This window comes from Amycolatopsis sp. PSD-21, assembly GCF_055561455.1.
Genome location: NZ_CM145712.1, coordinates 2,234,047 through 2,252,421, shown reverse-complemented (window position 1 = coordinate 2,252,421; position 18,375 = coordinate 2,234,047). Strand labels below are relative to the sequence as shown.

18 protein-coding genes are annotated in these 18,375 nt (G+C 69.6%); 1 reads left to right on the top strand and 17 read right to left on the bottom strand.

Annotated elements, in window-relative coordinates:
* Positions 1-14: 14 nt before the first annotated feature.
* The 8 genes from ACZ1DY_RS10975 to ACZ1DY_RS10940 form a co-directional block, all read right to left on the bottom strand.
* The gene (locus ACZ1DY_RS10975) at positions 15-623 is read right to left on the bottom strand and encodes a response regulator transcription factor (RefSeq protein ID WP_192745953.1); all 609 of its coding nucleotides are present in this window, start codon (positions 621-623) and stop codon (positions 15-17) included.
* Between the two features lie 244 nt (positions 624-867).
* Positions 868-1,056 (bottom strand): hypothetical protein, encoded by a 189-nt coding sequence (locus ACZ1DY_RS10970; protein ID WP_192745954.1) that lies wholly within the window; start codon positions 1,054-1,056, stop codon positions 868-870.
* Between the two features lie 285 nt (positions 1,057-1,341).
* Positions 1,342-1,887: a carboxymuconolactone decarboxylase family protein gene (locus ACZ1DY_RS10965; protein ID WP_257488490.1), complete on the bottom strand. Its 546-nt coding sequence runs from the start codon at positions 1,885-1,887 to the stop codon at positions 1,342-1,344.
* Entirely contained in the window at positions 1,859-2,341 is a 483-nt protein-coding gene (locus tag ACZ1DY_RS10960; protein WP_257488491.1) for a DUF6187 family protein, read from the bottom strand. Before ACZ1DY_RS10960 ends, ACZ1DY_RS10965 begins: the two co-directional genes overlap by 29 nt.
* Positions 2,334-3,653: an FAD-dependent oxidoreductase gene (locus ACZ1DY_RS10955; protein ID WP_465484249.1), complete on the bottom strand. Its 1,320-nt coding sequence runs from the start codon at positions 3,651-3,653 to the stop codon at positions 2,334-2,336. Before ACZ1DY_RS10955 ends, ACZ1DY_RS10960 begins: the two co-directional genes overlap by 8 nt.
* A gap of 8 nt (positions 3,654-3,661) precedes the next feature.
* On the bottom strand, positions 3,662-4,147 hold the full coding sequence (locus tag ACZ1DY_RS10950; protein ID WP_257488493.1) for a DUF6423 family protein: 486 nt from the start codon (positions 4,145-4,147) through the stop codon (positions 3,662-3,664).
* Between the two features lie 220 nt (positions 4,148-4,367).
* The gene (locus ACZ1DY_RS10945; protein ID WP_126729915.1) at positions 4,368-4,676 is read right to left on the bottom strand and encodes a DUF6235 family protein; all 309 of its coding nucleotides are present in this window, start codon (positions 4,674-4,676) and stop codon (positions 4,368-4,370) included.
* A gap of 92 nt (positions 4,677-4,768) precedes the next feature.
* Positions 4,769-4,891 carry a hypothetical protein gene (locus ACZ1DY_RS10940; RefSeq protein WP_257488494.1) on the bottom strand — a complete coding sequence of 41 codons (123 nt, stop codon included), beginning with the start codon at positions 4,889-4,891 and terminating at the stop codon, positions 4,769-4,771.
* A 306-nt stretch (positions 4,892-5,197) separates the two neighbouring features.
* On the opposite strand from ACZ1DY_RS10940, the gene ACZ1DY_RS10935 reads away from it, so the two are divergent.
* Positions 5,198-5,374 carry a hypothetical protein gene (locus tag ACZ1DY_RS10935; RefSeq protein WP_185926944.1) on the top strand — a complete coding sequence of 59 codons (177 nt, stop codon included), beginning with the start codon at positions 5,198-5,200 and terminating at the stop codon, positions 5,372-5,374.
* A 398-nt stretch (positions 5,375-5,772) separates the two neighbouring features.
* Here the strand turns inward: ACZ1DY_RS10935 and ACZ1DY_RS10930 are convergent, their stop codons facing one another.
* From ACZ1DY_RS10930 to ACZ1DY_RS10890, 9 genes are all read right to left on the bottom strand, one after another.
* A complete protein-coding gene (locus tag ACZ1DY_RS10930; RefSeq protein ID WP_465484248.1) occupies positions 5,773-5,949 on the bottom strand; it encodes an acyl-CoA carboxylase subunit epsilon in 177 nt (58 codons plus the stop codon).
* Positions 5,950-5,975: 26 nt separating this feature from the next.
* Entirely contained in the window at positions 5,976-7,679 is a 1,704-nt protein-coding gene (locus ACZ1DY_RS10925) for an acyl-CoA carboxylase subunit beta (RefSeq protein ID WP_465484247.1), read from the bottom strand.
* Positions 7,676-7,843, bottom strand: a complete 168-nt coding sequence (locus ACZ1DY_RS10920; RefSeq protein WP_257488498.1) for a DUF6222 family protein — start codon at positions 7,841-7,843, stop codon at positions 7,676-7,678. The genes ACZ1DY_RS10925 and ACZ1DY_RS10920 overlap by 4 nt, the downstream gene beginning before the upstream one ends.
* Positions 7,844-7,860: 17 nt before the next feature.
* The gene (locus ACZ1DY_RS10915) at positions 7,861-8,433 is read right to left on the bottom strand and encodes a flavin reductase family protein (RefSeq protein WP_257488499.1); all 573 of its coding nucleotides are present in this window, start codon (positions 8,431-8,433) and stop codon (positions 7,861-7,863) included.
* Position 8,434: 1 nt separating this feature from the next.
* Positions 8,435-8,875, bottom strand: a complete 441-nt coding sequence (locus ACZ1DY_RS10910; RefSeq protein ID WP_126729920.1) for an acyl-CoA thioesterase — start codon at positions 8,873-8,875, stop codon at positions 8,435-8,437.
* A gap of 1 nt (position 8,876) precedes the next feature.
* Complete coding sequence (locus ACZ1DY_RS10905) at positions 8,877-14,705, bottom strand: type I polyketide synthase (protein WP_465484246.1); 5,829 nt, start codon at positions 14,703-14,705, stop codon at positions 8,877-8,879.
* Positions 14,706-15,212: 507 nt separating this feature from the next.
* Positions 15,213-16,166: a carboxymuconolactone decarboxylase family protein gene (locus ACZ1DY_RS10900; protein ID WP_465484245.1), complete on the bottom strand. Its 954-nt coding sequence runs from the start codon at positions 16,164-16,166 to the stop codon at positions 15,213-15,215.
* 2 nt (positions 16,167-16,168) lie between these two features.
* On the bottom strand, positions 16,169-17,821 hold the full coding sequence (locus ACZ1DY_RS10895) for a GMC family oxidoreductase N-terminal domain-containing protein (protein ID WP_257488502.1): 1,653 nt from the start codon (positions 17,819-17,821) through the stop codon (positions 16,169-16,171).
* A complete protein-coding gene (locus ACZ1DY_RS10890) occupies positions 17,818-18,375 on the bottom strand; it encodes a DUF5987 family protein (protein ID WP_192745966.1) in 558 nt (185 codons plus the stop codon). Before ACZ1DY_RS10890 ends, ACZ1DY_RS10895 begins: the two co-directional genes overlap by 4 nt.

Genomic DNA, 18,375 nt, shown 5'->3' with positions numbered 1-18,375 from the left:
CGGTCCAGCACCGCTCAGATCCAGCCGGATTCCTTCGCGATCCGGATCGCGTCGACCCGGTTGCGTGCGTTGAGCTTCGCCACGATCGTGGTCAGGTAGTTGCGCACCGTTCCGGTGGAGAGGAACGCCTTCGCCGCGACCTCCAGGGTGTCGCGGCCCTCCGCGGTCAACCGCAGGACGTCGATCTCGCGCGGGGTCAGCGGGCAGTCCACGGTGTCCCAGGCGGCCAGCGCCAGCTCGCCGTCGACCATCCTCCGTCCGGCGGCCACCCCGCGCACCGCGTTGGCGAGCTTCTCCGCGGGGGCGTCTTTCAACAGGAAACCGTTGACCTTGGCCGCCAGCGCCCGGCGAAGAGTGCCCGGTCTGCCGAGGCTGGTCAGGATCAGCGTCCTGACCTCGGGAAGCTGCTCGTGGATTTCGGTGGCCGCGGTGAGGCCGTCCTTGCCTGGAAGGTCGATGTCGATGATCGCGACCTGGGTCCGCGAACTCCGCGCGGCGGCCAGGATCTCGTCTCCGGACGCCACTTCGGACACCACTTCGATATCCGGCTCCAGCCGCAGGAGCGCTACCAGCGCCCCCCTGACGATATGCATGTCCTCGGCTATGAGAACTCTGATCACCATCGGCGCCGCCCCCTCCGCGCACGCTGTCCCCGTCACCCAACCTAAACACGGCCAACCGGAATGCGTTCCACCATTCGAGTGATGAGTCGGCTCTGCCACGAGGTGTCCGGCTTGGTGTATTACGCGGCGAACGAGTTACCCGGATACGAGTTCCGCACTCATGGGCGACTTTCCGTGATCTCACAAAGCCGACCGCCTCTCACGTTCGCGACGTGAGAGGCGGTCGGCGGAGCGGTGGTCGGCTTCAGCTCGCCTCGGCCAGCGGCGGAGGGACCTCACAGGTGGTGAAACAGCCGAAGACCTGCCCACCCTGCCGGTTCGACCAGTTGTCGAACCGGTCGATCACCAGCTCGACCTGGTGCCCGGCGGAAGTGGTGTCGATTCCCCGGACGGCGAATAGCGAACGGACGTTGTCGGTCACAGCGTTCTTCATCGAAATGGCTCCCAGGCTGGTCGGGTGTTCTTGTTCGATGAGGAAATCGTGCCTGAGCACCCAGTTCGCAGCCAGTGTCGTGCATCATCGCGGGAATGTGCTTTTTACCTACTCCGGAAGGTTCTTCCGACTGCGCCATCCCCGCGATCAACGCCATCGAATGGAGTAATGTGGACGGTCGCCGATGACGGAACGCGGTCGACCGATCTCATTGCGACACGATCACCGATAGTCATCGGAATACCTCGAACAGACCAATCGAAGCGTCCACTGTGGACAGAGGTTTCAAGAACCGAGCAGGGTCGCCAGGCCGGCGTATCCGCCCTCTTTCAGGCGCACGCCGGACGTCTTCGCGTACGCGGCGTCGGCGCGGATCCCGAGCCCCTCGACCATCCGGTTCATGAAGTTGAACAGGGCGCACACGAGCACCGCGTCGTGCAGCGCGGCTTCGTCCCAGCCCGCCGCGAAGACGGCCTCAGCGTCCTCTTCGGTCACCTGGGACGGCGTACGCGTCAGCTTGCCCACATAGGCCAGCACGGGCTTCATGCGCTCGTCCACGGGCGCGGCGTCGAGGTCGGCCAGTGCGGCGGTCAGAAGTCCTTCCGGCACACCGAAAGCCTCCGCGGTGACGGTGTGGACCCCGTGGCAGTAGCCGCAGTCGTTGACGCCGGAGACGTAGGCCGCGATCAGCTCCCGCTCCCCCGCGCCGAACGCCGACGGCGCCCGCATGATCAGCTCGTGCAAGTCCAGCAGCTTCGCCGCCGGAGCGGGAAACCGCTGGAACACCTGCAGCAGCGTGGCGTCAGTCGGCAAAGACCCGAGATAGGACATCTTGTGCGCTCCCCTGTTCCGGCGACCGCAGGGTCGAGGCGGACCGGACCGCGTCGTCGATGTCGTCGCGCCGCAGCCAGCAGGCCGCGAGGCAGGACACCGACGCCGGTCCCAGCCCGGTCACCGTGGCGGTGACGCGCGCGGTCGCGTGCTCCCATTCTCGGCGCAGGGAACCCGCCGACGCCATCTCCGGACCTGCTTCGATCAGCGGGCGGACCGCGCGCCAGCGAAGGATGCCTGCCTCGACCAGCGCTTCGGTGCGGAGGTCGAGCGCGTCGTGCCGGGCCTGGTCCACGGCGAGGGCGACCAGCGCGGGCTCGTCGGCGATCCGGGCGAGTCCGACGCCGGCGAGCAGGCGTTCGGCGTCCAGCCCCAGCAGGATCACCCCCGCCTCGGTCGAGGGGGCGTCGTCGATCGACGGAAGGGTGAAGCGGGAGTCGTAAGGCTCAGACACGGGCGACGTCCTTCGTGGCCGTCCGCAGCGGGAGGTCGCGCCGCAGGTTCTCGGCGACGGTGGCCGCGACCCGCGCGGTGGCGACGCGGTGACCGTCGATGTTGCGGGCCGCGGGCCCCAGCGCCATCCCCGCGGCCGCGCCGACGGCGAAGACCCGGGGCGCGCCGAGGTAGGCGAACGTGCGTTCGTCCAGTCGCGGCCAGCCGCCGCGGTCGAGGACGGCCTCGTCGGGCATCAGGCCGTCCCCGATCGACGGCGTGGTGCCGAGCGCCAGGACGGCGTGGTCCACGGACACCCGCGAACCGTCTTCGAGGTGGAGGCCGACGCCGGGCGTCACCTTCGTGATCGCCCTGCCGCGATGCACGATCAGCCTGCCTTCGGCTTCGGCCGCTTCGAGCATCGGGCGGAACTCGAACATGATCGACGCCCGCCGGAATCGGCCCATCAGTTCGAGCCGCTCGGACCAGCTCACGCCGTCGAAACGAGCGCGGCCTTCGGGCCGGAAGAACGACGAGTTGACGTCGGCGCACTGGTAGCGTTCGCCCGCTTCGCGGACCACCCAGTGCACCTCGCGGCCCTGGGCGAGACCGTTGGAGATCAGGTGCGCGGCGGTGAGGCCGGCACCGACGACGGCGAGCCGGTTCCCGCCATCGGGAACGTGTTCGTCCCAGTAGCTCACCCCGCGCGGCGGACGACCGCCGCCCCACCAGGTGTCCGGGGCGGCTCGGCGCTCCTCGCCGAGGCACAGCACGACGTGGCGCGCGGTGACGGAGAACCGGTCGGCGCGCACGGTGACGGCGTCAGCGGTCGGCAGCACCTCGCGGACCGAACCGCGCCAGGTCCGCTCGGTGACGTGATGACTCGCCGCGAGATGACGGCAGTAGGCCTCGAAGACGTCGACGGGCACGACCGAGCGGTGCCCGGCCTGCGCCATGCGGATCTCCCGGCGTTCCACCGGGGTGAGCACCGACCAGTGCAGCCGGGCGAAGTCCAGGAGTTCGCAGTCGCGGTACCCCTCGACGCCGGGGTGGTGTTCGTACGGCGACCGCAGCACGCGCTGGCCGAGCAGATCGATGCGATCGAAGAACCGGCCGCAGGGACGGCCGTCGCGGTCGACGACGACGAGGTCGGTCACGCCGTGGTGCCACAGCGCGGAAGCGACCGCGAGCCCGGCCGGGCCCGCCCCGACGACGACCACGTCGGCGGCGGACGGCGGTTCGGCGGTGACCGCCGCGCGGGTGCCGGGGAGTACCGGCCACTCACGCCCGCGCGGCGATTCGAGGAGATGGGGTTCCGGGACGAAGGTGATCACCGGTGTGCTCAGCCGATCACGGTCACCGGGACGATCAGCTCGATCACGGGCCGCTGCTTCATCCCGTTGCTGATCATTTCGTCCAGGGTCTGCTGGGACTGCTCGGCGGTGTCGGTCGCGATCGGGCTGTAGCGGGAGTAGGAGTAGGTCGGCTTCCGGCCGCCCGCGTCGAGCGAGTACACCTTGAGCACCGCTTCGCCGGGCCGGACTTCACCGTCGTAGAAGGTGAGGCGGCGCTGATCCGGCGTCATGAAGGACTTCGAGAACTGGCGGGAGAGGACGAGCGTCTCGGCGTCGTTGACGAAGGTCGAGTCCTCGTCGGTGACGACCTGCATCGCGACCCAGGTCTTGTCGGTCAGGTTGGTCTCGGACTTGATGACCTGCCAGCGGCCCGGTTCCGGGAGATTGACACTCACCGAGATGTCGTGATCGGTGGTGTCGATCGCCCCGGAGATCATCAGCACCCGCCGCCGGACGTCGGCGACGCCTGCCATCTGAATGTCACGTGCGCGTACCCGAGTGGAAACGTCCAATCCCGGGAATTCAGGTGATGACATCTTTCACGCCTCCCAGACCTCGATATCGCAATTCAATCCCCGGCATGATCCCCCCAGCCGCAAACACCGGAAGAATTTCACGCTGAACTGGACGATGTCAAGATGAGGAACACATGATCCACTCCCGCCGGGACTGGGCCGTTCGGCGGTACCCGGGTCAGGATTCGTCGGAATCCTCAGCCCAGGCCGCCGCGGGAGTGCCCTGCTCCAGCGCCCCGATGTAGACGATCTCGAACGAGGAATCGGCGCGATCGATCCCGATACGGAGGACGAGATCGTGTTTCACCAGAAAAAGAAACTGATGCGGTTCCCTGCTGTCGCCGAAAATGTCGTAGATGAGGAAGGCGGAGCCGTCCGCCACCGCGAAAAGCGCTTCGTAGACGACATTCCGGTCGGCCTGCGGAGCATTGATCGCCCATTCTTCCAACACCTGCAAACCCGACGTGAGCTGGAGGCGCATAGCCATCCGGAGGCCTCCTCGTGGTCTGGTCGGTTCGCGGGCGATCTTCATCTTCGCGCGCGCGATACCTGATGGTCTTCTTCGTCCGTGCGCCATACCTAGTTGTAACCGAGGACGATGTGCTCGGCCGGGAAATCGTTTTCGGGGGCGTGCCTCGGCTCCGGGACGACCGCCGCCGGGACGGCCTCCGCGGCCCCGCACGGGTCGAAATCATCGGTCACGACCCAAATTCGCACCTGTGCCGTCATGACGTTCCTCCCGGCCTTCGATGAACGACTCACTTGACAACCAAGGATGGACCCCTCCGATCGTGACGCGCTCGAGGACGGGCTGAGGTCTCGGTGAGCAAAGGAAAGGTGGCCGCCGAAGGGCCGTCGGTAGTGCCCTTGAGGTACCTCGAAACCCAGGGAGCGCACCATGACCGAACGCCTCGACCCGTACGAGATCTACGCCGACGACGAGCTCGACGTCGATTTGCTTGGCCTGTCGTGGCCCGACCCCGCGGTCCCCGAGCAGCGGGATCGGCAATGAGCGCCGCGAAGCGGCAGCGGACCTGCGCGGCCTGCGGGGGCCCGTTCGAGCCCGGGGAGCGAACGGGCCTGGAGGCCGTGCTCGACGGAGGGATCCTCTACGTCGCGGTGCACGCGCGCCACAGTACGTATCCGCCGCGGCGGGAAATCGAGGCCGCGCGACGTCTCGCGTAAGCAGGGGCGAGGCGAACGTGGCCGGCCGGTGAGGGTCCGTTTACGCCCGGGCGCCCCCAAGGGACAGATGGCCCCCTGGAAAACAGGGTCCCGGGCCGGCTCACGGCCCGGCCTCGCCGCGAAGTGTCCAAAAAGGACATGCCTAGCCGATTGAGCGCCCGATTGGTATAACGATGTCCGGTTCTCGCGGAGGTCGTGAGTGAAAAAGAGCGTAGAACGACCGTTGCCACTCACGACCCCCGCGCAAAGCGCCCAATCGGACACGAATGACCGAATTGGCGTCCTTTGTGGACAGTTAGGGTAAGTCGGGTCCCGCGGGTGAGCCATCGGCTGGGTAGTACGCCAGGTTTGACTTACCCCTCAATAGCCCCCATTGTCACTTACGACGCCGCACCAATCTAGCGCAGCGTCGAGGTGTGCCAAGTCGGCGCGGCGAGCGGTGACCAGGCCGAGCGGGCCGGCGCCGCGGGCGAAGGCGCGGCGGAGGCCAACGCGGTGAAGACGGCCACGAGGGCCGCCAGTTCGGTGTCTTCCGGGTCCCCGCGCAGGACCCGGAAGACGGGCGCACTGTCCATTCCGGACGGTGACATGGTTCCCCCGTTCAGATCGGGTGGTTGCCGTGCTTGCGCTGGGGCGCCGCCTTTCGCTTGTCCTGCAGCATGTCCAGCGCCCTGGCGACGGCGGACCGGGTGTCCGCGGGGTCGATGATGTCGTCGACCAGCCCGCGTTCGGCCGAATACTGCGGGTTCATGAACTCCTCGGTGTACTCGGCGACCAGATGCGCGCGCAGCGCGTCCGGCTCGGGCGCGGCGGCGAGATCCTTGCGGAACAGCACGTTGACCGCGCCCTCGGCGCCCATCACGGCGATCTGGTTGGTCGGCCACGCCAGCGAGAGATCGGTCCCGATGGACCGCGAGTCCATCACGATGTACGCGCCGCCGTACGCCTTGCGCAGGATCACCTGGACGCGCGGCACGGTCGCCTCGCAGTAGGCGTGCAGCAGCTGCGCCCCGTGCCGGATGATCCCCGAGTGCTCCTGCTCGACCCCCGGCAGGAAGCCGGGAACGTCCACGAGCGTCACCAGCGGGATGCTGAAGGCGTCGCAGAACCGCACGAACCGCGCCGCCTTCTGCGACGCCGGGCCGTCGAGCACGCCGGCGAACACCACCGGCTGGTTGCCGACCAGGCCGACCACCCGCCCGTCGATCCGCGCGAGCGCGCACAGCACGTTGCCCGCCCATCGCTCGTGCAGTTCGAAGAACTCGCCGTCGTCGGCCAGTTCCGCGAACACCTCGCGCATGTCGTAGGGCTTGTTCGGCTCCACCGGGACGAGTTCGGCGAACCTGGGCCGCCGGTCCCTGCCCGCGTCCTGCGACGGCTCGCGGGGCGCGGGCTCCAGGTAGTTCGACGGCAGCAGCGACACCAGGTAGCGGACGTCGGCGAGGCAGCTCTCCTCGTCGTCGTGCACCACGGTCGCCACGCCGGACGACGCGCCGTGCACGTCCGCGCCCCCCAGTTCGTCGTGGCTGACCCGTTCCCCGGTCACGGTCTCGACGACGTCCGGCCCGGTCAGGTACATGCGGGCGGTGTCGCGCACCATGAAGACGAAATCCGCGAGCGCGGGCGAATACGCCGCCCCGCCCGCGCACGGCCCCAGCACGACGCTGATCTGCGGGATGACGCCGGACGCCTCGACCTGGCGGCGGAAGATGCCGCCGTAGCCGTCGAGCGCCATGACGCCTTCCTGGATCCGGGCTCCCCCGCTGTCGTTGAGCCCGATCACCGGCGAACCGGTGGCGATCGCCAGATCCAGCACCTTGTGGATCTTCGCCGCGTGCGCCTCGCCGAGCGAACCGCCGAAGACGGTGAAGTCCTGCGCGTAGACGAACACCCGCCGTCCGTCGATGGTGCCCGAGCCGGCGACGACGCCGTCGGTGTACGGCCGGTTGTCCGCCAGCCCCAGCCCGCTCGCCTGATGCCGCCGGTACAGCTCGATCTCGGTGAAGGAATCCTCGTCCAGCAACAGTTCCAGCCGCTCACGCGCGGTGTGCTTGCCGAGCGAGTGCTGCCGCCGGACGCCGTCGAGCCGCCCGTCGACGATGTGCTCGCGCAGCTCGTCGCGCTGGGCGCGCAGCAACGGCATCGTCGGTTGCGGTGGGTGCACGGGCTCGGCGCCGCGGGCGAGGGGGATCACCCGCCCGTCGGTCGCCCTCGGGACCCGGGAGCGCCGCAGCCGGTCCTCCGGCAGCGGCACCACCTCGGAGTCCTCCGCGCGTTGTGCGCCCGGATCACCTTGCAGGGTCACGCCGCGTCCCGTAGCCGGGCATCGCGCTCGAGTTCGTCAAGCTCGATCTCGCGCACGATGTCGCGCCAGCACACCCCCCGCCCGAGGCGGGGCATGGTGGTCACCACCGGCGGCCGTTCGGCCGTGGGCGCCGTGGCGGGCGGGGTGGATTCGTTGATGGTCATGACGTTTTCCTCTCCTGTCAGGCCGATGCCCGGATCCGGCCGTCGATCTGGTGGTAGCCGCCGCTGTAGAAGACCAGCGAGTCCTGTGCGGTGCCGCGGCTGGAGGCGACCACCTTGCCGAGGAAGATCGAGTGGTCACCGCCTTCGTAGACTTCGGCCAGCTCGCATTCCAGCCACGCCAGCGCGCCGTCGAGCAGCGGGGCGCCGGTCTGCGGCCCGGCCGTCCAGTCCACCGAGTCGAACTGCGCGAGCCCGGCCGGACGGCGCCAGTCGGCGAAGTACTTCGCCAGGTCCTTCTGATCCGACGCCAGGACCGTGACCGCGTACGAACCCGCCGTCACGATCGCCTCGTGCATCCGGGCCGCGCGGGAAACGCAGCACAGCACCATCGGCGGCTCCAGCGACACGGAGGTGACGGCGTTGGCGGTCATCCCGTGGGCCCGTTCGCCCCCGGCGGTCAGCACGGTGACCCCGGTGGCGAACTGGCCCATCACCTCCCGCAACCCGGCCTGCGCGGACAACCGGCGGCGGGCCGCGGGCGACGGCAGGCGTTTCAGCACGGGCCGCGAAGGCTCGTCCAGCGTGCCCACGTCATTCCCCCTTGCCGTCGACCGCGTACGGGGCCAGCGCCTCACGCAGCTGTTCGGGCACCCGGCTGGGCACCGTGGCCGTGTTCGGGCCGCGCATGCACGCGATCCGCTGCCGCCCGCGGGCCACCAGCCGCTCTCCCTCCGCGGTGAGGTGGACGTAGTCGAAGGTGAACTGGACCTGGGTCTGGGTCAGCTCCTCCAGCCGCAGCCGGATGGACAGCTCGTCGAACGCGGTGATCTCCGCGTAGAACTCGCAATCCACCTTGAGCGTGAAGAGCTTCAGGTCGTCGCGAACCTCTTCGAGTACCGCGGGCGCCTTCTCCTTCAGGAACATTTCGCGGCACCGGCCCTGCCAGCGCACGTAGTTCACGTAGTAGACGTTGCCCACCAGGTTGGTCTCTTCGAACCCGACGGTATGCAGGATCTCGTAGTAGTCGGCCATGTCAGTTCTCCTCTCCCTGGAGCACCGCGAAGACGACGGGATCGGTCCGGTCGTTGACGGTCGTCACCCAGGTGGCGATGCGGGCAGCGCCGTGGGAAAGCACCGCCCAGCCGTCCGGGTCGACCCGGTGCACGGTGAGCGCCTGTGTCATGTCCCCGGTCTTGCGCACGCATTCCAGCGCGCTCCAGACCCGGGTGTGCGCGACCGAAAGCGGCTCGCGGGCGTCCGCGGCGAGCAGTTCGCCCACCGACAGCAGATCCTCGCCGAGCAGCCCCGCCCAGTCCTCGGGCGTCCGCTCGATCGCGGTTTCGACGTCGCACGCGACCCGGCCGCTGCCCGCGATCGCGAGGGTGAGGTCCGAGCTGTGCGACGCGCTCACCTCGACCCCGTCGGCCTCCGGTTTGCCGTCCGGGCGGTAGCGGATCTCGAGCGGGGCGTCGACGGCGCGGCCGGCGGCCAGTGCCGTCTGCGCCCGCCGTTCCGGCGTGGTCTCCACGGAGACGCCCACCGGGTCCGGTTCGACGACGATCGCACGGGACGAGCCGAGCAGCCGTTCGACGGAACGCTCCAAATAGGACCCGAGCATCGACGGGACCCACGGTCCTTCGCCGTCACGCTTGCGCACCGCGCGCAGCTTCAGCCCTTCCCACCGCTCGACCAGCTTCCCGTCGGGGTTGCGGACGTCGAGGTCGTAGAGGTAGCTGTCGCCGTCCTGCGAACGTTCGCGGGCGTCGAGGAGCACGTACTCCGGGTCCTGCTCGCCGGGTTCGGCGAGGTAAAGCCGCTCGATCCCTTGCGGCAGCAGGGTCGCGTCCGGGACACAGCACTGGATCGCGTGCATCATCGCGTCGCGGGTGCCCGGGTCGGCCAGCAGCTTCTCCTGCGGGAGGAACGGCGCGAACCAGTCGACCTCGGCGCCGGTCGCGATCTCCGCGACCGCGTGCCGCGCGCTGGCCCGCCGGTATCCGGTGACCCGCTGGAACCGCTTGCCCTGGAACAGAACCGTGCCGTACAGCTCGGTGGTCGGGTCGACCGGGACGGGCGGCAGCGCGACGTCGCGGACGACGGTCTCACCGAGCGGATCCGGCCGGGAGAAGCTCAGCCGGGCCCGGAAGTGGTCGGCGCTGAACCCGGTCTCGCCGCTGCGCAGCACCACGTCCACCGTTTCGGCGTCCCTGGCCAGCGCGGCGAGCCGGATCGTGGTCGACCCGCCCGGCGAGACGATGATCGGGCGCAGGAACTCGACGTCGGAGAGCACCGGAGCCGGCAGCGTTTCCGCGCCGAGGGCGGCCTTCGCGACCTGGGTCATCGCCTCCATGCCGATCACCGCCGGGAACAGCAGCTGACCGTCGAGCAGGTGGTCGGCCAGATACGGGTCGCTGCCCGCGGACAGGTCGGCCTCGGTGATCAGCTCGACGCCCGGGTAGTGCACGACGGCGCGGTCGACGAAGCGGGTCAGCGGCAGTTCGCGCTTCTCCACCGGCAGGGTGGCCAGACCACCGGTCCGGCCGCAGACGACCAGTACCGACGGGGCGGTCGGATCGCCGACGACCTGGCGGAGGATCTCGATACCCTCCTCGGTCGGGATCGGGGTGATGCCGTCGCGCATCAAAGCGCTGACGACACCGAGCTTTTCGCCCATGCCCGTCCCCGACCAGACCGACCATTCGAGGGCGATCGCCCTGGCCTGGGGGTGCTCCTGGCCGAACCGCACGGTCAGTTCGGTCATCCAGTCGTTGGCCGTGGCGTAGTGCGCCTCACCGCGCAGGCCCGCCCGCCCGATGATGCTGCCGAAGGTCACCAGCAGCTTGATCTTGTCCTGGTCGACGGCGTCGAGGACGGCGTTGAGGCCGCCGATCTTCGGGGCCAGCGTCTTGCGGAAGCTCTCCTCGGTCAAGGAGAACAGCGCGGCGGGCTCGTTGCGGCCCGCGCCGTGCAGTACCGCGGTGACCGGGCCGAACTCGGCCTGCACGCGGCCGATCGCGTCGGCCACCTGACGGGCGTCGGTGACGTCGGCGCGTTCGTAGCGGTAGGTGATGCCCGCCGCCGCCATCCGGCCGAGGTTCTCCGACAGTTCGGCGTCGTCGGCCGGGTCGCTCCGGCCGAGCAGCGCCAGTTTCGCGCCGGAGTCCTTGGCCAGCGCCAGCGCGCTCTCGGCGGTGATGCCCTTGCCGCCACCGGTGACGAGAAGGACGTCCTCGGTCCCCAGCGGGGTCCCGTCGGCCTCGGCCGGGGTCAGCGCGGCGAGCTTCGGCACCGTGCGGATCCCGGCGGCGTCGTAGCGGACCTCGCTGAAGTCGTTGGTCGCCGCCACTTCGGCGACCACGGTGGAAACCGCGGCTTCGACGGCCTCGGGGTCGACCGGGCCGACGTCGGCGAGATCGACGATCGTGGTGCGGGCCGACGGGTCCTCCAGCCGCAGCGTCTTCGCCAGACCGGAGGCACCGAGACCGTGCTGCACCACGACGAACCGCGTGCCGTTGGGCGCGGCCAGCACGGCGCGGCCCGCGTCGAGGAACAGGCCGACGTCGCCGGAACCGCTGTCGGAGTTCAGGCAGAGCAGGACACCGTCGCCGACGCCCGCGGTGGCCAGTGCCGCGCGCAGCGGCTCCGCCAGCGGATGGCCGTCCGGCGCGAACGCCGTCCACTCGGCGGTGGACAGCCCCGGCGTGAGATCGGGCGACGGCTTCGGAGCGACGACGTATTCGACCCCGAACGGCCGGACCCACGGTCCGACGCCGGCGACCTCGGCCTGGTTGTTGTCGGCGGGTTTGGCGGTCTGGGCGAGTTCGTCGATCATCTCGGCGAGTTCGCCGAGACAGACGGTCGCGAAGTTCGGCATGCCCTCCAGCGCCGGGCGGCCGAGCGCCCGGGTCACGTCGTTGACGAGCTGGCCGACCGTGATCGACGAAAGGTGCAGGTCGTCGAGCGGATGCGTGTCGGCGGTGACCGCTTCGAGCGGCAGCTCGACCCGCTCGGAAGCGAGCTTGCGCAGCAGGTCGAGAGTGCTGCTGCCACCGCTTTCCGAAGCCGTTCCGGCCGGGGCGTCGGCGGCCTCGGCGGGGTCGGCGACGCGGTCGCGGGTCAGGTCGGCACCGATGGACGGCGCGGCCTCACACGGGCTGGTGAGGAACGAGAACTCCCCGTCCACCGGCAGCGTCCGCACGATCCGGCCGTCGAACAGCGCGGAGGTGTTCAGCGGGGCGCCGAACGCGAACGCGGCGCCCGCCACCTTCAGCAGCGCGGCCAGCTTCGGGCTGTCGGTGTCGATCGCGAGCACCGGCGTGCCGGGCGCGATCTCGCCGACCAGGCCGGTGAGCACGTGGCCGGGGCCGACCTCGATCACCAGGTCGCTGCGCTCGGCGACCTTCGCGGCCGCCTCGCGGAAGCGGACCGGCAGGACCACCTGGTCCCGGAGCAGATCGCGCAGGTCCTCGGCGGCGTGCAGGACGTCACCGGTCACCGTCGAGACGACGGGCCGATCGAGCCTGGCGAAGTCGAACGCGGCCAGCTCCTCGGTCATCGCCTCGGCGGCCGGGACGACCGCCGGCGAGTGGAACGCGTGCGAGACGTTGATGCGGGTGGCGGTGACGCCCTCCGCGCGGGCACGGGCGACCACCCGGTCGATCGCCTCCGACGGTCCGGAAAGGACGGTCTGCTCGGGCGCGTTGTAGCCCGCGATGACGACGTCCTCGCCCTCGGCGAAGCGTTCGGCGACCCCGGGGCCGGCGGCGATCCCCGCCATGGCGCCGTTCCCGTCGCTCGCGGTCGCCATCACCTTGCCGCGGATCTTGGCCAGCTTGAGGACTTCGCGTTCGGTGAGCGCGCCGCCCCAGTGCAGGGCGGTGAGTTCACCGAGGCTGTGACCGGCGACCGTCTGTGCTTCGATGCCGAGGCTCTTCAGCACGCGGAGCCCGGCGAGCGAACCGGTGACGATACGCGGTTGCGCGACCTCGGTGGCGACCTGGTCGGCGCCGGTCGAAAGGGCGGCCGCGCGATAGATGTCGTCGGCGTGAGCGAAGCGCTTGCGTAGCGCGCCGACCGTGCCGCGTCCGGAACCCTGGCCGGGGAACAGGAAACCGATCTTCGGGTCCTTGCCGCGGGAGCCCGCGAAGATGCCGTCGCCGGTGGAGAAGACTTCCGGCTCTCCCTCGCCGAGGAGGTCGAGCAGCTTGGCCAGCTTGCGCTCGGCGTCCTCGGGATTGGTCGCGACGATCGCGGCGCGGACCGGTTTCCCGGACAGTTCCGCGGAAAGCGTGGCCGCGAGGTCCGCGAGCTCCGCCAGCGAGAGCTTCGGCACGACTTCCAGCAGACCGGTCAGCCTGCCGCGCAGCGACGCGGCGTCGTCGGCGTCGAGGAGCAGCAGTTCGCTGTCCTGCCGTCCGGCGACCAGCGAACGGGTGCGCTCGTCGAGTTCCTTGCGCCGGGCCGCGCCTGGCGCCTCGGTGACGGTGACGTGCGAGTTGATGCCGCCGAAGCCCATCGCGGAGACACCCGCGCGGACCGGGTGGTCCGCGGGCCACAGCCCGGCCTCGGTCGGGACGTACATCCGCGCGGAGTCGCCGACCAGCGACTCGTGCGGCTCGTAGTGGCCGGTCGCCGGCGGGATGACCTGGTGGTACACCGCCAGCGTCGCCTTGATCAGCCCGGCGACACCGGCCGCGGCCTTGGTGTGGCCGATGTTGCCCTTGATCGTGCTCAGCGCGGCGCGGTCGGCGAGCGGGTCGGCGTCGCGGCGGGCGGTGGAGAGCGCCTCGATCTCGGTGGCGTCGCCCAGCGCGGTCCCGGTGCCGTGGCCCTCGAAGTAGGAAACGGTTTCGACGCCGTAGCCGGCCTTCTCGTACGCCCGCTGAAGCGCGAGACGGTGACCCGAGGCCTCCGGACGGGTGATTCCGCCCTTGCCGTCGGAAGAGACACCCCAGCCGCCGATGCTGGCGTAGATCCGCTTGCCCTGCGCGATCGCGTCGTCCTCGCGCATCAGCACGAGCATGCCGGAACCCTCGCCGGGCCAGAAACCGTTGGAATCGGCGTCGTAGACCTTCATCTCCCGCTTGGCGAGCGCGCCGGTCTTGGCGAAACCGATCACCTCGAACGGGTCGATCGACAAGTCGACACCGCCCGCGATGGCGACGTCGAGGTCGCCCTCGGAAAGCGCGTTCGCCGCCGTGACCACCGAAAGCAGCGAAGACGAGCAGGCGCCGTCCACGGTGAACCCGCCGCCGCCGAAGTCGAAGAAGTTGCAGACGCGGCCGGCGATCGTGTTCGCCAGCCCGCCCGCGAGCGTGTCCTCGTCGATCGCGGGGAACGGGGCCTTGTACTGCGCCTCGAGATCGTGGAGGAATTCGGCGGTGTCACTCTCGGCCCAGCCGCGCTCGGCCAGCGCCGCCGCGACCGTGCGGCGCACGTACGGCCAGCGCAACCGCATGATGTTGGCGCGGGAGAACTCACCGGTGAGGCTGTTGCCGATCACGACGCCCGTGGCGGCCCGCGGCAGCCCTTCGCCCTCGGGGAACCCCGCGTCCGCCAGCGCCTGCGCGGCGACGTCGAGCGCCAGCCAGTGCGTGGTGTCGGTCGAACGGAACGTGCTGCCCGCGACCTTGTACTTGATCCGGTCGAATTCCCAGTCGCGGAGGACCGCGGCCTTCTGGGCGTAGAAACGGTCCGGCGCCTTGGGGTCGGGCGAGTAGTAGTCCTCGCGGTTCATCCGCTCGTCGGGCAGTCTCCGGAACGCCCTGCGGCCGGCGAGGACGTTCTCCCACAGTTCTTCCGGGGAACCGGCGTCCGGGTATCGGAGACCGATACCGACAATCGAAATCCGCTCAACGCTCATGCCACCGCACTCCCCTAGCTCTCAACACTCAAGTCACGGAATCCGGTCCCGGCGCCGGGCTCTGTCCCCAGAAACGCGGCCACCGTCCGTTCGCGCAGTCCGGTCAAGCATGAACCGGCGGCGGGTGCGAAGTCTTCTCTCTGGTTGTTGAAGGTGGGCCGTCATCCGGCGGCATCGGTGCGTCCTCGGCTGTCCACACGGGACAAAAGCCGTGACCGAGGCGCCAGATTCGAGCACTTCTCGACCGGGTCGCGAGCGACAAAGGGCGTTCCATTGTGGGGCGCGTGGAAATATGGACGTTGAGTGCCCCTATTTCCACACACCGGTCGTGACAGGGACGGCCTCACCGGGCTGGGTGGATTTCGAGTCATCCAACACACCGAAATCCACACAGTGAGGGAGGCGGGCCCGGCGCCGGACCCGAAGCCCACGACGTCGCGAAAGCCACTTTCGGGACATCAGACGTCCCGAAAGTGGCTTTCGCGACACGACACCGGCCGCGCGGCCTCACCGACCACGCGGCGAAGCGACCGAAACAGCACGAGCGGCGGCCGTGAAACCCGCCCACCCCACCAGCTCGACCAGCTCTCGATCACCCAGTCCGGCGGCCGCGACCAGGGCGTCGTCGACCTGGTAAGGCGCCTTCGCGACCACCAACGCCAACCGGACCCCGGGATCGTCGAAGGCATCCACCCAGGACCGGCTCAGCCCAGGCGGCAAACCGTCCCAAGTAGACAGTTCTCGCTCGACGACCTCCCGAACGGCCGAAGGCACCGCCAATGCGGCGAACACCGACGAAGCGCGGGAGAAGGCATCCGCGACCACAGGATTACCCGCGGCCCAACCGAAATCCCCCGACCCCGGGGGCAGCAGCTCCAGCGACTCCCCCGGCGAAGCATCCTCCACCGGACGAAGGAACCGCACCAGAACCGCTTTGGCCTTGGCACGCGCCGAATCCGGCACGGACGAAGGTAACGGCGACGGCCCGAGGAACACGCTCACCACCCGGTTCAGGTAGTGGAACGCGAACGCGACCGCGGTCAGCTCCGCACGGGCACCCGGCGAAAGGATCCCCGCGCGTGGGTCCGCCACAGGCCGCCCCGAAGCGATCGCCGACGCCTCCGAAGAGCGCCCGAGCGAGTCCAGTGCCATCCCGTGGACCTCGACACAGTACGGACACGAGTTCTCTTGCGACACCAGGGTCGCGACGATCTCCCGGTCCGCCCGGCTTGTCTCCCCGGCCGCCACCAACGACTCCCGCAGCATCACCCAGCTCGCCGCGAGCACGTCCGGCGACGGCGAATGCAGTGCCACCGGCGGGGCCAGCATGCCGAAGTCGCGTTCCAGCCGGCCGTAGACGTCGCGCACGAGTCCGGTCGCCCGGCCGAAGGACACCGGCCGGACGTACCGGACTTCGCGTAACGCACGCCTCAGCGCGAGTTTCACCAGCGCAGGCGCCATGATCAGTTCCCGGCGACCAGCGACAGCTTGCTGACAGCGCGCCGCCCGGTGATGGAGCCGTCCGGGGCGGGAGCGCCGTAGGTGACATCGACGCCGCGAGCCTGGAGCGCCCGCACGATACCCGGCACCGAACGCTCGGCCAGCGCCGCGATCGTCATCGCCGGGTTCACCGTCAGCGCGCCCGGCACGGAAGCGCTGTCGGTCACGAAGATCCCGGGATGATCGCGGAGTTCGTGGTTCGGGTGCAGTGCCGAGGTCGCCGGGTCGTCACCGATCCGGCACGACGCCAGCGGGTGCACGGTGTACGCGCCGACGACGTCGTTGGTCCACGGCGCCACCTTCGCCAGGCCGTCCTTTTCGAGGATCTCCTTGCACTCCGCGTCGGCCAGCGCCCAGCCGTGCCGGGTGTTCGGCGTCGGGTCGTACTTCAGCGGACCGCGGCCGAGCATCTGCTGCGAGATGCGGTAGGCGTTGCCGGTGGGCGGCGGCGCGCCGAAGACACCCTCGTTGTCGTCCTCGGTCATCAGGAAGATGGTCAGCCAGGAGGCCCACTTCTTGAGGATCTCCTTCTTCTGTGCCCCGAACCAGCGAGGTTCGTCCCCATCGGGCACCTGCGCCAGGATCGTGCCGAGCCCCGGCGGGAAGTACAGCTGCTCCAGCGAGTACCGCTCGTACTCCGGCAGTGAACCGTCGAGCTTGTCCCAGTTCGCCACGGTCGGGCCCTTGCCGATGTGGTTGGCCTCGTAGACCTTCCCGTCCTCACGGGACAGTCCGAGCACCTCGCGGACCCGCTCCTCGTTGATGATCGCGGTGTTGAGCCGCTCACCGTTGCCCGAGAAGTACCGGCCGACCCCGTGCGGCATGGTGCCCAGCGCCGCCTCCGAACGCTGCAGGATCACCGGGGTGGCGCCGGCGCCCGCGGCGATGATGACGATCTTCGCGTCGATCGTCCCGCTGCCGGACTGGAGGCGGTAGTCCTCGTCGTCGACGACGTTGAAGTGCACGCGATAGTCGCCGCCGTCGATCCGCTCGATCCGCTGGACCTCGTGCAGCGGCCGGATCTTCGCGCCGTGCGCGAGCGCGGCGGGCAGGTAGTTGGTCAGCAGCGAGCGTTTCGCGTCGAACCGGCAGCCCGCCATCATGAAGTTGCAGTTCACGCACCGGTCGTTGTCCACCGCGACCGGCGCCGGGTTGGCGGTCCGGCCGGAGTGGTCGCAGAACGCCGCCCACAGGCCACCCGCGTACGAGACGTCGTTCCAGTCCTGTTTGGACACCGGAAGCGATTCCGAAACCCGGTCGTACCAAGGCTCCAGTGTGTCCCGCGTGATCGCCGAAGGCCACATGCGGCGGCCGATGCTGCCGTGGCGCTCGAACACGAACTTCGGCGCACGCGGCATCGCGGCGAAGTACACCACGCTACCGCCGCCGACGCAGTTCCCGCCGAGCACGCTCATCCCGTCGCCGACGACGAAATCGAAGGCCCGGGTGTAGGACGAGCCGAGCAGATAGTCGTGCTCGAAGTCCTTCGTCTCCAGCCACGGCCCGCGTTCCAGCACGGTGACCTTCGCCCCGCCCGCGGCCAAGTGGTAGGCGGGGATGGAGCCACCGAACCCGCTGCCGACGATGACGACGTCGGTCTTGTCGTAGGCAGTCATGCGGGGCTCCCGGAAGGTGTCGTGTCGGGGTGGAGCCGCGCCAGCTCGCGGCGATAGGAGAACTTCGGGAACCGCCACAGCCCGTCTTCGTCCGGCGCGGTGTAGCCCATCGCCAGCAGGCCGGGGTGCCCTTCGGCGATGGCTTCGGCGGTGTGCTTGTGCGCGGCGCTATCGAAGGACATGTTGCAGAACAGGGCGAGGCTCACCCAGCCGTCCTTCTCCGGATGCCCGGGCGCGGTCAGCGACCGCACGAGCGCGGTCCGGTGCTCGAAGGACAGCGCGACGAACGGCGGCAGCGACTCGTCGAGGGTGAGGTCGTGCTCCTTGGCGTAGCCCTTCGCGTGTTCGTTGAGGGACTGCGCCAGATACGGCAGCCCGACGGTCACCCCGGTCGCGTCGGTGTGCAGCAGTTCGAGCGCGCCCGCCACGACCGCGCCCGGCCCCTTCGACGCGCCGGCGATCGCGTGGTCGCCGGGGAACCGCTTCTCCCCCGGCACGATCGTGTCCGCGTAGGCCTCCAAAGTGGACACCTTGACCTGTTCGTCCGAATCCAC